Here is a 13,576-nt window from a genome sequence, read left to right as displayed (position 1 = left end):
CTGCAATGATGCGTTGATTTGCAAATTTGCCGAAAAACGCTGTTGCGTGGCGCGTCATCAGGTATAGCCTGCGGCAAACCGGAACGTAGAGGGCGCCATGAAGGATATCTTGCAGGAACTCGAAGACCGCCGCGCCGAGGCGCGCATGGGTGGCGGCGAACGCCGCGTCGCCGCACAGCATTCCAAGGGTAAGCTGACCGCGCGCGAGCGGGTCGAGCTGTTGCTGGACGAGGACAGCTTTGAGGAGTTCGACATGTTCGTCGCTCATCGCTGCATCGATTTCGGCATGGAGCAGGACCGGCCCTACGGTGACGGCGTGGTGACCGGCTGGGGCACGATCAACGGGCGGCTGGTTTATGTTTTCTCTCAGGACTTTACCGTCCTTGGTGGCTCGGTCTCGGAAACGCACGCCAAGAAGATTTGCAAGATCATGGATATGGCCGTGCAGAACGGTGCGCCTGTAATTGGCATCAATGACTCTGGGGGCGCGCGTATTCAGGAAGGCGTCGACAGCCTCGCTGGCTATGGCGAAGTGTTCCAGCGCAACATCACTGCGTCGGGCGTCGTGCCGCAGATCAGCGTCATAATGGGCCCCTGTGCGGGCGGTGCTGTCTATAGCCCCGCGATGACCGACTTTATATTCATGGTCAAAGACAGCTCTTACATGTTCGTGACCGGCCCTGACGTGGTGAAAACCGTGACCAATGAGCAGGTCACGGCAGAGGAACTGGGCGGTGCCAGCACGCACACCCGCAAGTCGTCCGTCGCCGATGCAGCGTTCGAGAACGACGTCGAGGCGCTGGCCGAGGTCCGTCGCCTCGTTGATTTCCTGCCGTCCAGCAATCGCGAAAAGCCGCCCGTGCGCCCATTTTTTGATGAGCCAGCTCGCATCGAGGCGTCGCTGGATACACTAGTGCCGGACAATCCCAACATGCCCTATGACATGAAGGAATTGATCACAAAGATCGCGGACGAGAGCGATTTTTACGAGATTCAGGAACAATTTGCCAAGAATATGATCACCGGTTTCATCCGGCTCGAAGGGCAGACCGTCGGTGTTGTCGCCAACCAGCCGATGGTGCTGGCCGGATGCCTCGATATCGACAGCTCGCGCAAGGCTGCGCGGTTCGTGCGGTTCTGCGACTGCTTTGAAATTCCTTTGCTGACGCTGGTTGATGTCCCCGGCTTTCTGCCCGGCGTTACTCAGGAACATAACGGCGTGATCAAGCATGGCGCCAAACTGCTCTTTGCCTATGGAGAGGCGACGGTGCCAAAGGTCACGGTCATCACGCGCAAGGCCTATGGCGGCGCGTATGTGGTGATGGCGTCCAAGCATCTGAGCGCCGACTTTAACTATGCATGGCCGACGTCGGAAATCGCCGTGATGGGCGCCAAGGGTGCGACTGAGATCATCCACCGCGCCGACCGCGACAACCCAGAAAAGCTGGCAGCGCATGCCAAGGATTACGAGGATCGCTTTGCCAGCCCCTTTGTGGCCGCCGAGCGTGGGTTCGTCGACGAGGTCATCATGCCCCATTCCACTCGCAAGCGTGTCGCGCGGGCGTTCGCGTCCCTCAGGGGCAAAAAGGCGCAGATGCCGTGGAAAAAGCACGACAATATCCCGCTGTGACGCGGCGCAGGCCGTGCATTCGAGGGCAGGAGCGATCATGACTATCAGCTTGGCTACCACCCGGCGCAGCGCCCATGCGGGAACTACCCGTTGGATGGGGGCGTTTTGCGTCCAAAAGGAGGCATGCCATGGCCAAATCGCACGACACCAGCAAAAGCAACCTCAGCATCAAGGACGCGGACACTTACAGGGCGCTGCGCGATCAGGGCGCGTCCAAGGAGAAGGCGGCGCGTATCGCCAACGCGCAGGCGAATCCGGATATGAATCCATCTCGCAAGGGCGGCAAAGCACCACCTTACGAGGAGTGGACGAAAGACGATCTTTACCAGCGGGCAAAGGAAATCGGCATCGACGGGCGTTCGGGCATGAGCAAAAATCAGCTTATAGAGGCGTTGCGCGCACACTGACCTTCTGCATCGCTGCTGGCCTTATGCTGGCTGCGCCAAAGGCGGCTATGGCGCAGGACAGTTTGCAGCTGCCCTCGGGGGCGCAGGCCCAGTTGTACGAGGTGATCGGGCAAGGCACGGCGGAGGTGCGCTTGCGCTATGTTTCAGCAGGGTTCGACCCGCGCGGCGCTGATACGGAACTGCTTCTCGCAGACATGACGTTTATTTGCGAAACCAACGTCTTGGAGGGCGCGTCCCAATACGACACGCCTCAGAATGTGATCGTGTCGCTGGCCGATAGGCCGTCGGAATTTGGCGTGCTGAACACCGAAGTGCAACAAATATTTGAGGCATTTTCGGTCGACGATAACACCTGCATCTGGGAGGCATTTTGATGCATCCACAATATCTTGGGCGGCAATGCTCACCTTCACGGTCTTGTGAGGCTTTGAGGCCACAGGGCCGCCGCATTCGTGCAGTGGCATATCACTTTGCAAAAAACTGCTCTATTCTCACTCGGGATTGCACCCAAGCAATCCATATCTCGAAGATCCGGCGGGGGCTGGGCGTGAGTCCGAGCCCGCTTTCAATAAGTGACAGGAGAATTCAATGTCGAATGCTATCAAAGGTCTTATGGCCCTCGGTCTGCTCGTTGCCGTTTCGGCTTGCCAGCAGGCGCCCCAAGATGACTACGTGGTTGTCGAGCCGGTTACGGTCGAGCCCGTTCAGACTGGCAAGTACTAATCCGCACCGCCGGATTGTGATACCGGGGCAGGCCGCGAGGCCTGCCTCGACCCAGCAGCCGCGCCCCATATCGGAGGGCATGGCATGATCAAGCATCGCGGGTTCCCCGGCAGATTGCCGAGTTCCGATTTTCAATTCACCATTCGCCGCGCCAATCCCAAGGGCGCCACGCCCCTCATCCGGCGCGAGAGGTTCGCTGACCGGCGCCCGCCCGACCGGCGGGCTGATGTGGGGTTTGTGCGCGCACTTTACGATTGTTTCGGTGATCAACCATTCGAGCGGGGCAATCTGGACGCTGGACGGCTTTCGTGGCTGCTGGGGCGTGAAGTGCTGACCGTTTCGGACCCGTTTGATCCCACCGATTACGAGGCGCTTATGGTGTTGGATGTTGAGGCCGCGCGCCGCGCCTTTCCCGCAGCCTTCGGCGACGAGGAGGACGCATGATCGCGTCTGTGCAGCGCGACCCGCAGCCTGTTGGCGTAAATTTGCCCACAGGCTGCGCCCGTGCGCGGAATACAGCCGATAATTGCATTGCCTCACAAATCCTCTTGGCCGGCCGCGTCGATGCTGTCAGCGTCGGGCTAGTAGTGGCGGGCCTTCCCCAAGGGTCCGGGGCACTTTGTCCAAACCGTTACCCTTCCCCTGATAGGCGGCGTTGCGCAGCGATGTGCACGCCGCCTCTTTTTTCTGCATTGCCAACGTGTTATGCGAATCGGCAAGAGCTCGCGCAGACCCGCCACGGTGGTGTGGATCGCTTTGACGCGGGTGCGAATATACCCTTTAATACCCGCGCGCGACGCGCGACTAACAAGAGAGGCAGCAGGACATGCTCGGAGCAATCAAAACACAACCCAAGGCTGTATTGGCCTTCGTCGCCCTGTTGGCCGTTTCGGCCTGTGGCGACACGATCGGTAAGCAGGGCCTCATCGGTGCAGGGGCGGGCGTGGCCGGCTCGGCCGTGCTGGGCGGCAACCTGTTGGCGGGCGCTGCAGTCGGTGCCGCCGGCAACGTCGCCTATTGCCAGACCTTCCCGGATCGCTGCAACTAATAACCGCCGCCGCGAGGCGAGCGTATGTCTTTGTCAGACCATCCGTGCCACCGGGCGCGGGTGGTCTTTTACGTTTTCGGCCCACACATAAGGGGACACGCCCATGTTCAAGAAAATTCTGATCGCCAACCGGGGCGAAATCGCCTGCCGCGTTATCAAGACCGCGCGCGCCATGGGCATCAAGACGGTTGCGATCTATTCCGACGCCGACCGCAACGCTCTGCATGTGCGCATGGCCGACGAAGCCGTGCGCATCGGCCCGCCGCCTGCCAACGAGAGTTACATCGTCATCGACAAGGTGATGGACGCCGTCCGCCAGACCGGTGCCGAGGCGGTGCATCCCGGCTATGGCTTTCTAAGTGAAAACGCCAAGTTTGCCGAGGCGTTGGAGGCTGCAGGCGTCGCCTTTATCGGACCGCCGAAAAAGGCCATCGAAGCGATGGGCGACAAGATTACATCCAAAAAAATCGCTCAGGAGGCAAATGTTTCGACCGTACCCGGCAATATGGGCCTGATCGAGGATGCCGAGGATGCGGTCAAGATTTCGAACCAGGTCGGTTATCCGGTAATGATCAAGGCCAGCGCCGGGGGCGGTGGCAAGGGGATGCGGATCGCGTGGAATGACGACGAGGCGCGCGAAGGGTTTCAAAGCTCGAAAAACGAGGCGGCCAGCAGCTTTGGCGATGATCGGATTTTTATCGAAAAATTCGTGACGCAGCCGCGACATATCGAAATTCAGGTGCTGTGCGATGCCCACGGTAACGGCATCTATCTGGGCGAGCGGGAATGCAGCATCCAGCGCCGGAACCAGAAGGTGATCGAAGAGGCGCCCAGCCCGTTTCTGGACGAGGAAACCCGCAAGGCGATGGGCGAGCAGTCCGTCGCGCTGGCGCAGGCTGTCGGCTACACCAGTGCCGGCACGGTCGAATTCATCGTCGATGGGGACCGCAATTTCTACTTTCTGGAAATGAACACGCGTCTTCAGGTCGAACATCCGGTGACAGAGCTGATCACCGGCGTCGATCTGGTCGAGCAGATGATCCGCATTGCGTATGGTGAAAAGCTGAAGATTGCACAAAAGGACGTGAAACTGAATGGCTGGGCGATGGAATGCCGCCTTTATGCCGAAGATCCCTACCGCAATTTCCTACCGTCCATCGGGCGTCTGACCCGCTATCGCCCGCCCGAAGAGGTGAAGGTCGAAGGCGCTGTCGTGCGCAACGATACCGGTGTTTATGAGGGCGGCGAGATCAGCATGTATTACGACCCGATGATCGCCAAGCTGTGCACATGGGGGCCGGACCGGATGGCCGCGATTGAGGGGATGCGCGCCGCGCTCGACGGGTTCGAGGTCGAGGGGATCGGGCACAACCTGCCATTCCTGAGCGCGGTCATGGACCATCCGAAATTTGTGTCAGGCGACATCACGACTGCTTTCATCGCCGAGGAATATCCCGAAGGTTTTGACGGGGCCGAGTTGGACGATGCCACCCTGCGCCGCATTGCCGCCTCCTGCGCCGCGATGCACCGCGTGGCCGAGATCAGGCGCACACGTATTTCAGGCCGCATGGACAATCACGAGCGCAAGATCGGTGACGACTGGAACGTGGCGCTTCAGGGTCAAAGCCATGATGTGCGCATCACCGCGCGCCGCGGGGCTGCGACAGTGACGTTTGCAGATGGCGGCGAGGTCGAGGTCGTTAGCGACTGGACACCGGGCGATCATCTGGCGCGGCTCGACGTGGACGGTGTGCCCTTGGTACTGAAGATCGGCAAGATTTCGGGTGGTTTTCGCATCCGCTGCCGGGGTGCGGACCTCAAGGTGCATGTGCGCACGCCCCGTCAGGCCGAACTGGCGGCCCGGATGCCCGAGAAACAGCCACCGGATACGTCGAAAATGCTGCTGTGCCCGATGCCGGGCCTCGTGGTCAAAATGAACGTCGAGGTCGGCAACGAGGTGCAGGAGGGGCAGGCCCTTTGCACCATTGAGGCGATGAAGATGGAGAATATCCTGCGCGCCGAGCGGCAAGGGATCGTCAGCGTGGTCAATGCAGGGCCGGGCGATAGTCTGGCTGTGGATGAGATCATCATGGAGTTTGATTGATCCGCCATGCGCCCCTCAGCACCCGCCCGCCTGCGCCTTGCCGCACTGTCCTGCGCCATGCTGGTTTTGCTGGCGGGGTGCAAACGCGCGAGTGAGGCTGACATGCGCGCAGCGTTGGCCGAGTGGGTGCCACTGGGCGATACTCTGACCTTTGCGAACAAGCGCGGCTGCGCGGCGGGACTGTTTGCCCTGCGGGATGCCCGGATCGCGTCCAGGATGCGCGTTGCGACCAGCGCACGTGAGGCGGCGATGATCCTGCGCGGTCAGGGCGAAGTGGCGATTGACGACACGCGCCTCAGCCCCGATGCCGCCATACTGGCGCTCATGGAGGCGGATCGCAGTGCTGGTATGGCGATGCGCATGGCCGGGCTGGAGGGGCGCGATTGCATGGATGTTCAGGTTGAGGGCGCCTTTGCTGCGGCGCTGGTCGACCCGCGCGCGGTGCTTCTGGTGGGGCGCGATCGGCGTATATTGGCGCTGATGGATGTGGATGCGGGTTTGCTGATCGCCGCGATGGGCGCCGAATGATGCCTGGCGCCCTGTCTCAGATGCCGTCTGCCCGCCTCTCACGGACCTCGTCTTGGCGCATGGGCAGCTTGTCGATGGTGCGGCTGATCTCGCGCACGTCGTACGGCAGCGGCTTGCGCAGGTATATAGTGCCGTCCTTGACGATCAGCACCAGCATGAAGCCACGCGGATGCAGCCGCTCACGCAGTGGGCTGCGCTTGTCAGGATCGGTATCGGTCAGAATCACGACGTCGCGCTCGGCCAGATCATCGAGGCGGGACGTCAAAAGCTCCATCTGGCGGACAAACCGAGGATCGTTCGGGCTGTCGGCAAAGACGACGATGGGCCTGTTTTTCCATAGGAATTGTTTTAAATCGACGTCTGTCCCATCAATTATGATGCTGTCCAGAGCGGGTTCCGCCGGGGCGGAAGGCGCTTCTTGTGCGGTGAGCGGAAAGGCCAAAAGGCTAGCGAAAACAAGGGTCAGTAACGGTTTCATCGGCGCTCCTATATGGTATGATATAAGCGAGGTGGCGCCGATTGCGATGCGGAAAGTGATCCGCGACCCGCAAAAGTTGCCGTTAAGGGCATTGTCAGATTTGAACTCTACCAAAGTCGACGTATCCGGACGCCGCCTAACACTGTGCGGCGCTGTAGCGAAAGGCGGGCCGACGAATGGAAATTACCCTGCATCTGGGGGCGCATCGCAGCGCTTCGACCAGTTTCCAACACTACATGCGCAAAAACAGTGTGCGCCTCTTGGCAACTGGTATCGGCTTCTGGGGGCCGCAGCAAATGCGCAAGGGCCTGCTGGAGGGTGTGTTCCCGCGTCCCGGCCCAATGCCTGCCGCCGATCAGGCGGCGCGTGCACGCGGGCGGATCGCGCTGGCCATTGCCAAGGCCGAGGAGGCCGGTATCAAACGGCTGATTATCTCGGACGAGAACATGATTGGTACGCCGCGCCGCAACCTGCGCGATATGCGTCTGTATCACGGTATCGGCGAGCGGATGGCGCGTTATGGCAATGCGCTGGGCGGTCAGGTCACGCGCGTCGCGCTGTCAATACGCGCGCAGGATGCTTGGTGGGCCTCGTCCATCGCCTTTGCGGTGGCACGGGGCGCTCAGGTGCCGACAGGGACAGAACTGGCGCATATTGCGTCCAGTCCGCGCGGTTGGCGCGACGTCGTCACAGATCTGGCCTGCGCGCTGCCGCAGGCCGAGATACTGGTGATGCCACACGAGGCCTTCGCGTCGGTTCCCGAGCAGCGGCTGTCGGCAATGCTGGGCTGCACCGAGGTGCCACGCGCTCATGCGCGCGAGTGGCTGAACCGCGCGCCCGATCTATCGGCCCTGCGTCAGGCACTCAGCGAACGCGGCAGCGATCCGGCGCTGCTGCCGCTGGGCGTGGGGGCATGGCAGCCCTTTGGCCGCGAGGAATGCGCGGCAATGCGCGAAGTCTACTTGGACGATCTGTTCTGGCTGCGCGCAGGTGCGGACGGACTGGCGACATTGACGGAAAAACCGGGGCCGGATCAGGTGGGGCAAACGCCGCCGATTCTGTCCCAGACAGGAGAGCAAGGACATGACCGACAAGGTACGAGACGATTGGCGCAAACTGGCGGAGGCTGAACTGAAGGGCCGCCCGCTGGACGATCTCACGTGGCACACGATTGAGGGCATCGACGTAAAGCCGCTTTATACCGCCGAAGATACTGAGGGGCTCGATCATCTGGGCGGCATCCCCGGTGCCGGCCCCTTTACCCGCGGTGTCAAGGCGACGATGTATGCCGGACGGCCCTGGACGATCCGGCAATATGCAGGATTTTCCACTGCCGAGGAATCGAACGCCTTTTATCGCCGCAATCTGGCGGCGGGACAGCAAGGCGTTTCGGTGGCCTTTGATCTGGCGACCCACCGGGGCTATGACAGCGACCATCCCCGGGTTGAGGGCGATGTTGGCAAGGCGGGCGTTGCCATCGATTCGGTCGAGGATATGAAGATCCTGTTTGACCAGATTCCGTTGGACCAGGTCAGCGTCAGCATGACGATGAATGGCGCCGTGATTCCAATTCTGGCCAGTTTCATTGTCGCAGGGGAGGAGCAGGGGCACGACAAATCGCTTCTTTCAGGCACCATACAGAACGATATCCTCAAGGAATTTATGGTGCGGAATACTTACGTCTATCCGCCCCAGCCGAGCATGAAGATCATTTCGGACATCATCGAATACACCTCCGAAGGGATGCCGAAATTCAACTCGATCTCGATCTCGGGCTACCACATGCAGGAGGCTGGCGCGAACCTCGTGCAGGAACTGGCCTATACCTTGGCCGACGGGCGCGAATATGTCCGCGCGGCGATCGAAGCGGGAATGGATGTCGACAAGTTCGCTGGGCGGCTTAGTTTTTTCTTCGCCATCGGCATGAATTTCTTTATGGAGGCGGCCAAACTGCGCGCCGCGCGCCTGCTGTGGCACCGCATCATGACCGAGTTCGGAGCCAAGAACGAGCGCTCGAAAATGCTGCGCACCCATTGCCAGACATCGGGCGTCAGTTTGCAGGAGCAAGACCCTTACAACAACGTTGTGCGCACTGCCTATGAGGCGATGAGCGCGGTTCTGGGTGGCACGCAGTCGCTGCACACCAACGCGCTGGACGAGGCGATGGCGCTGCCGACCGAATTCAGCGCGCGCATCGCGCGAAATACCCAACTGATCCTGCAAGAGGAAACGGGCGTGACCGCCGTCGTCGACCCGCTGGCAGGCAGCTACTACGTCGAAAGCCTGACCGCCGAGCTGGCCGAAAAGGCCTGGGAGCTGATTGAGGAAGTCGAGGAAATGGGCGGTATGACCAAGGCTGTTGCCAGCGGCATGCCCAAGCTGAGGATTGAGGAATCGGCAGCCACCCGGCAGGCGATGATCGACCGCGGCACCGAAGTGATCGTGGGCGTGAACAAGTATCGTCGCGACAAGGAAGATCCCATCGACCTGCTGGACATCGACAATTCTGCCGTGCGCGACAGCCAGGTGGCCCGACTGGAGCGTATCCGTGCCAGCCGCGACGAGGACGCTTGCACCGCAACGCTGGCCGAACTGGAACGCCGCGCAGGCGAGGGCGGCAACCTGCTCGAAGCAGCCGTTGAGGCGGCGCGCGCACGCGCCACTGTAGGAGAGATATCAATGAGCATGGAAAAGGTGTTCGGCCGCCACCGCGCCGAGGTAAAGACTTTGGCCGGTGTTTATGGCGCCGCCTATGAGGGCGACGAAGGCTTTGCCGCGATCCAGAAATCGGTTGAGGATTTCGCCGAGGAAGAGGGACGCCGTCCCCGGATGCTGGTGGTCAAGATGGGACAGGACGGTCATGATCGCGGCGCCAAGGTGATCGCGACAGCGTTCGCCGATATCGGGTTCGACGTTGATGTCGGCCCGCTGTTCCAGACACCCGAAGAGGCGGCGCAGGATGCGATCGACAACGACGTGCACGTCGTAGGCATCAGCAGTCAGGCGGCGGGGCACAAGACACTAGCGCCCAAGCTGGTCGAAGCGCTGCGCGCACAGGGGGCGGGCGATATCCTGGTCATCTGTGGTGGCGTGATACCGCAGGGAGATTATGATTTTCTCAAGAAGGCCGGGGTGAAGGCGATATTTGGCCCGGGCACGAATATACCCGATGCGGCGCAGGATATCCTGCGCATGATCCGCGAGGCACGAGACGCATGATCCGCTAGGCGCGGGATTGGCGCACGCGCCATTGGTTTTCGTGATTTCGACGCGCGGCGGACGGAAGTTCGCCGCGCTTCTCATTTTGGCTGCAGTGGATTTTAGGATCGTTTTCCGCATTCTTATAAGACGTCTGGAACCGCAAGTATTTGGGGCGAATTGGGTGACGTCATTTTGTGACGCAAAATGGCTGTTGCCGCCCGCTCTCGGCATTTCTGCGAAACGCCTGCCGCTATGAGCATGATTGGTGAGAGTGGGGAGGCACTTTGCGTTGCAAAGTGGATGACGTGCGCGTTTGGAGAGAGTGCGGAGTCACTTTGCTTTGCAAAGTGACTTTGGTGGCGTGAGGTGGATTTGAACCACCGACCTAACGATTATGAGTCGTTTGCTCTAACCCCTGAGCTACCACGCCTTGGGCGCGTGGCTAAGGCAGCGGCGCGCGCCCGTCAAGGCGGAAATCTGACCTTGATATGCCCAAATGCGCCAAGCGGGACATTGCCGGGGCGGGATTGAACTTGGCCGGCGATCGTGTCTATGGTTTGCAGCGGTCAGACGCCACTGGAAAAGGTCGCAAATATGCTGGAACTTGATCATCTCGCCATCGCCGCCAGATCGTTGGAGGACGGGTGTGATTGGGTCCGTGCAAGCATGGGCGCGGTGCCAGCGCCGGGGGGGCGGCACGCTCATTTCGGCACGCATAATTGCCTGCTGGGTCTGGCGGATGGTCTATATCTGGAAGTCATCGCGATAGATCCCGAAGCGCCGCCGCTGCCCCATGCGCGTTGGTTTGATCTGGACCGGTTCGAAGGCCCACCGCGCATCGGGAACTGGATATGCCGAACGAGTGATCTGGAGGCAACGCAGGCTGCACTGCCAGGTATTGGCCCTCAGGTTGCACTGTCACGCAGTGATCTGCGCTGGCGCATGGCGGTGCCGCAAAATGGCCAGTTGCCATTCGATAATTGCCACCCGGCGGTGATCCAGTGGGATTGCGCGGCGCATCCGGCGGCCTCGCTACCCGATAGTGGCATCGCGCTGCGGCGGTTGATTGTCACGCATCCAGAAGCGCAGGAACTGGAGGCGCGGCTGAGCACGCGGCTGGCGGATCGGCGCGTTGTGTTCGAGACCGGAAGCGTTGCGCTGAGGGCGGAGTTCGATACGCCCGGCGGGACGCGTTTCTTGGGATGATCCTGCGCGACGCAGTGCCCGGCGACGTCCCGGCGCTGATGACGCTGTGGAATCAGCAAATTCGCGAAACAGCCATCACCTTTACCACCGAGGAAAAGACCGAAGAGGGACTGACAGCCGAGATTGCGGCCTGCGCGCGCGAGGGGCGAGCGTTTCTGGTGGTCGAAGAGGGCGGTGTGGCAATCGGCCTCGCCACTTGGTTCGCCTTTCGTAAGGGGCCCGGCTACGCCCACACGGCGGAGCACACCGTCGTTCTGGCGCCCTCTGCGCAACGGCATGGCACGGGGCGGGCGCTGATGGGCGCGCTCGAGGATCATGCGCGGCAGGCGGGCATTCAGGTGTTGGTCGCCGCCGTGACAGGCGAGAATGCGGCGGGACGGGCGTTTCATTTGGCGCTGGGGTATTGCGAGGTTGGCTATATGCCGCAAGTGGGTCGAAAATTCGGGCGGTGGATGGATCTGGTTCTTTTGCAGAAACAACTGCGGTAACGCGCTGACACCGCATACCAAACGCTCTAGGATCGCGCCATGTCGCTCTGGACCCGCATAACCGAGGCCGTGTCGGCCCTTGCCAAAGGCGAGGGTCTGAGCCGGGTGTTTGAGCATTTGCGCACCCCGCCCGAACGGCGCGTGGCCTTTGCAATTGCAATCATCGCGCTGGGCGCAAAGATGGCCAAGGCGGACGGGCAGGTGACCCGAAATGAGGTGTCGGCCTTTCGCGAGGTGTTCCAGATTGCGCCGGAGGACGAGGCAGGCGCGGCGCGGGTTTTCAATCTGGCGCGGCAGGATGTGGCGGGCTTCGAGGAATACGCGGCCCGCATAAAAACGATGTTCGGCAGAAAAACCGGCGCGCTGAGCGATCTGATGGAGGGGCTCTTTCATATCGCCATGGCCGACGGTCACTATCACCCGGATGAGGACCTGTTTCTGGAGCGTGTGGCCGAGATTTTCGAGCTACCTGAGCGCGAGTTTCAGCGGATGCGCTGCCGCTTTGTGCCCGACGTCGCGCCCGATCCCTATCTCGTGCTGGGCGCGTCGCCGGATGATAGTCTGGCGGCGCTGCGCAAGCGGTATCGCGCCATGGTGCGCGAGACGCATCCCGACCGTATGATGGCGCGCGGGGTTCCCGCCGAGGCGACGCGCCTTGCCGAAAAGAGGATGGTCGATATCAACCGCGCTTGGGACGAAATTCAGGCTGCGCGCGGCGCATGAGGCTGGCGACATGGAATATTGAGTGGTTCAACAGCCTCTTTGACGACGCCGGGCGGCTGTTTGAGGATGGTGAATGGTCGTCGCGCCATGACGTCACGCGGCAGGATCAAACTGCGGCGATTACAGCGGTGATGCGCGCGCTCGACGCCGACGCGATCATGATTATCGAGGCGCCTGACCATAACGGGCGGCGCAGTACGGTGAGGGCGCTTGAAGGATTCGCACGGGCCAAGGGATTGCGCACGCGCCGCGCTCTGCTGGGCTTTGCCAACGACACGCAGCAAGAGATCGCGCTGCTCTACGACCCTGACGTGCTGACGGCCTCGCATGATCCCATTGGTGAGGAAACTGGCAAGAAAGGGTCCACGGGCGCGCCACGATTCGACGGCGTGTTCCGCATTGATCTGGATATCGACGCGGCTGAGGATCTGGTGCGCTTTTCCAAGCCACCGCTTGAGGTGCTGCTGACCACGCGGTTGGGCCAAACACTGCGCCTGATAGGCGTGCATCTGAAATCCAAGGCGCCCTACGGCGCCTCCACGCCCGCCGATGTCATGCGCATGGCCATCGCCAACCGGCGCAAGCAATTGGCGCAGGCCGTCTGGCTGCGCGCACGAATCGTGGGGCATCTTGCCGCAAAGGAGGCGCTGATCGTGATGGGTGATCTGAATGATGGCCCCGGCCTTGACGAATACGAAGGGCTTTTTGGGCGCTCGTCGGTGGAGGTGGTACTGGGTGAGGGTCAGGAGGCGCAGCTATACGATCCGCACGCGCGCAGCGCTCTGGGGCAAAAGATCGGAGCGCTCCACAGCACCTCGCGGTTCTATATGAACCATGAGGGGCGATATATGCAGGCGCTCTTGGACTACATCATGGTGTCGCCGGATTTGCTGGCAATGGGGCCGTCGTGGCGCATTTGGCATCCGTTTGACGACCCTGCATGCTACGGCGATGCGGCGCTACGGGATGCGTTGCTGATGGCTTCGGATCACTTTCCGGTGACGCTGGATATGGATCTTGGGTCTTAAAAGGCGGGCGCG

Annotated in this window: 15 protein-coding genes and 1 tRNA gene; 13 read left to right on the top strand and 3 right to left on the bottom strand. The window is 61.2% G+C overall.

What is annotated here, in order from left to right:
* The first annotated feature begins 97 nt into the window (after window positions 1-97).
* From U3654_RS11215 to U3654_RS11205, 3 genes are all read left to right on the top strand, one after another.
* Window positions 98-1,630, top strand: a complete 1,533-nt coding sequence (locus U3654_RS11215; protein WP_324751634.1) for an acyl-CoA carboxylase subunit beta — start codon at window positions 98-100, stop codon at window positions 1,628-1,630.
* 128 nt (window positions 1,631-1,758) lie between these two features.
* Window positions 1,759-2,037, top strand: a complete 279-nt coding sequence (locus U3654_RS11210; RefSeq protein ID WP_324751633.1) for a DUF7218 family protein — start codon at window positions 1,759-1,761, stop codon at window positions 2,035-2,037.
* A 47-nt stretch (window positions 2,038-2,084) separates the two neighbouring features.
* Entirely contained in the window at window positions 2,085-2,411 is a 327-nt protein-coding gene (locus U3654_RS11205; protein WP_324751632.1) for a DUF6497 family protein, read from the top strand.
* Between the two features lie 211 nt (window positions 2,412-2,622).
* On the opposite strand, the gene U3654_RS11200 is transcribed toward U3654_RS11205, so the two are convergent.
* Window positions 2,623-2,856, bottom strand: a complete 234-nt coding sequence (locus U3654_RS11200; RefSeq protein ID WP_324751631.1) for a hypothetical protein — start codon at window positions 2,854-2,856, stop codon at window positions 2,623-2,625.
* Here U3654_RS11200 and U3654_RS11195 point away from each other — a divergent pair.
* The 4 genes from U3654_RS11195 (at window position 2,845) to U3654_RS11180 (ending at window position 6,440) form a co-directional block, all read left to right on the top strand.
* Entirely contained in the window at window positions 2,845-3,204 is a 360-nt protein-coding gene (locus U3654_RS11195) for a hypothetical protein (protein ID WP_324751630.1), read from the top strand. The two genes, U3654_RS11200 and U3654_RS11195, sit on opposite strands and share 12 nt — an antisense overlap.
* Window positions 3,205-3,586: 382 nt before the next feature.
* The gene (locus U3654_RS11190; RefSeq protein WP_324751629.1) at window positions 3,587-3,808 is read left to right on the top strand and encodes a hypothetical protein; all 222 of its coding nucleotides are present in this window, start codon (window positions 3,587-3,589) and stop codon (window positions 3,806-3,808) included.
* A 103-nt stretch (window positions 3,809-3,911) separates the two neighbouring features.
* Window positions 3,912-5,912, top strand: coding sequence for an acetyl/propionyl/methylcrotonyl-CoA carboxylase subunit alpha (locus U3654_RS11185; protein WP_324751628.1), 2,001 nt, complete (start codon window positions 3,912-3,914; stop codon window positions 5,910-5,912).
* A 6-nt stretch (window positions 5,913-5,918) separates the two neighbouring features.
* A complete protein-coding gene (locus U3654_RS11180; protein WP_324751627.1) occupies window positions 5,919-6,440 on the top strand; it encodes a hypothetical protein in 522 nt (173 codons plus the stop codon).
* A 16-nt stretch (window positions 6,441-6,456) separates the two neighbouring features.
* On the opposite strand, the gene U3654_RS11175 is transcribed toward U3654_RS11180, so the two are convergent.
* Entirely contained in the window at window positions 6,457-6,918 is a 462-nt protein-coding gene (locus tag U3654_RS11175) for a DUF4174 domain-containing protein (protein ID WP_324751626.1), read from the bottom strand.
* 176 nt (window positions 6,919-7,094) lie between these two features.
* On the opposite strand from U3654_RS11175, the gene U3654_RS11170 reads away from it, so the two are divergent.
* Window positions 7,095-8,048, top strand: coding sequence for a hypothetical protein (locus U3654_RS11170; protein WP_324751625.1), 954 nt, complete (start codon window positions 7,095-7,097; stop codon window positions 8,046-8,048).
* Entirely contained in the window at window positions 8,002-10,137 is a 2,136-nt protein-coding gene (gene scpA, locus U3654_RS11165; RefSeq protein WP_324751624.1) for a methylmalonyl-CoA mutase, read from the top strand. The genes U3654_RS11170 and scpA overlap by 47 nt, the downstream gene beginning before the upstream one ends.
* Before the next feature lie 336 nt (window positions 10,138-10,473).
* On the opposite strand, the gene U3654_RS11160 is transcribed toward scpA, so the two are convergent.
* Window positions 10,474-10,549 (bottom strand) — tRNA-Met (locus U3654_RS11160).
* 164 nt (window positions 10,550-10,713) lie between these two features.
* Between U3654_RS11160 and U3654_RS11155 the strand changes: the two genes are divergently transcribed.
* From U3654_RS11155 to U3654_RS11140, 4 genes are read left to right on the top strand one after another with little or no spacing between them, the layout of a single operon-like run.
* Window positions 10,714-11,325, top strand: coding sequence for a VOC family protein (locus U3654_RS11155; RefSeq protein WP_324751623.1), 612 nt, complete (start codon window positions 10,714-10,716; stop codon window positions 11,323-11,325).
* The gene (locus tag U3654_RS11150; protein ID WP_324751622.1) at window positions 11,322-11,813 is read left to right on the top strand and encodes a GNAT family N-acetyltransferase; all 492 of its coding nucleotides are present in this window, start codon (window positions 11,322-11,324) and stop codon (window positions 11,811-11,813) included. Before U3654_RS11155 ends, U3654_RS11150 begins: the two co-directional genes overlap by 4 nt.
* A 39-nt stretch (window positions 11,814-11,852) precedes the next feature.
* The gene (locus U3654_RS11145; RefSeq protein ID WP_324751621.1) at window positions 11,853-12,536 is read left to right on the top strand and encodes a molecular chaperone DjiA; all 684 of its coding nucleotides are present in this window, start codon (window positions 11,853-11,855) and stop codon (window positions 12,534-12,536) included.
* Entirely contained in the window at window positions 12,533-13,564 is a 1,032-nt protein-coding gene (locus tag U3654_RS11140; RefSeq protein WP_324751620.1) for an endonuclease/exonuclease/phosphatase family protein, read from the top strand. Before U3654_RS11145 ends, U3654_RS11140 begins: the two co-directional genes overlap by 4 nt.
* Window positions 13,565-13,576 lie beyond the last annotated feature (12 nt).

The organism is Roseovarius sp. Pro17 (genome assembly GCF_035599575.1).
Taxonomy (GTDB): Bacteria; Pseudomonadota; Alphaproteobacteria; order Rhodobacterales; family Rhodobacteraceae; genus Roseovarius.
Note: the sequence above shows the minus strand (reverse complement) of the source record. Positions and strands in the feature narration are given on the sequence as shown.

Excerpts from the sequence above, each read along its gene's own strand:
- U3654_RS11180 (WP_324751627.1), top strand. The coding sequence starts at position 5,919 with ATGCGCCCCTCAGCACCCGCCCGCCTGCGCCTTGCCGCACTGTCCTGC.
- U3654_RS11155 (WP_324751623.1), top strand. The coding sequence starts at position 10,714 with ATGCTGGAACTTGATCATCTCGCCATCGCCGCCAGATCGTTGGAGGAC.
- U3654_RS11200 (WP_324751631.1), bottom strand. The coding sequence starts at position 2,856 with ATGCTTGATCATGCCATGCCCTCCGATATGGGGCGCGGCTGCTGGGTC.
- U3654_RS11205 (WP_324751632.1), top strand. The coding sequence starts at position 2,085 with ATGGCGCAGGACAGTTTGCAGCTGCCCTCGGGGGCGCAGGCCCAGTTG.
- U3654_RS11190 (WP_324751629.1), top strand. The coding sequence starts at position 3,587 with ATGCTCGGAGCAATCAAAACACAACCCAAGGCTGTATTGGCCTTCGTC.
- U3654_RS11175 (WP_324751626.1), bottom strand. The coding sequence starts at position 6,918 with ATGAAACCGTTACTGACCCTTGTTTTCGCTAGCCTTTTGGCCTTTCCG.
- U3654_RS11215 (WP_324751634.1), top strand. The coding sequence starts at position 98 with ATGAAGGATATCTTGCAGGAACTCGAAGACCGCCGCGCCGAGGCGCGC.
- scpA (WP_324751624.1), top strand. The coding sequence starts at position 8,002 with ATGACCGACAAGGTACGAGACGATTGGCGCAAACTGGCGGAGGCTGAA.
- U3654_RS11210 (WP_324751633.1), top strand. The coding sequence starts at position 1,759 with ATGGCCAAATCGCACGACACCAGCAAAAGCAACCTCAGCATCAAGGAC.
- U3654_RS11140 (WP_324751620.1), top strand. The coding sequence starts at position 12,533 with ATGAGGCTGGCGACATGGAATATTGAGTGGTTCAACAGCCTCTTTGAC.
- U3654_RS11185 (WP_324751628.1), top strand. The coding sequence starts at position 3,912 with ATGTTCAAGAAAATTCTGATCGCCAACCGGGGCGAAATCGCCTGCCGC.
- U3654_RS11170 (WP_324751625.1), top strand. The coding sequence starts at position 7,095 with ATGGAAATTACCCTGCATCTGGGGGCGCATCGCAGCGCTTCGACCAGT.
- U3654_RS11195 (WP_324751630.1), top strand. The coding sequence starts at position 2,845 with ATGATCAAGCATCGCGGGTTCCCCGGCAGATTGCCGAGTTCCGATTTT.
- U3654_RS11150 (WP_324751622.1), top strand. The coding sequence starts at position 11,322 with ATGATCCTGCGCGACGCAGTGCCCGGCGACGTCCCGGCGCTGATGACG.
- U3654_RS11145 (WP_324751621.1), top strand. The coding sequence starts at position 11,853 with ATGTCGCTCTGGACCCGCATAACCGAGGCCGTGTCGGCCCTTGCCAAA.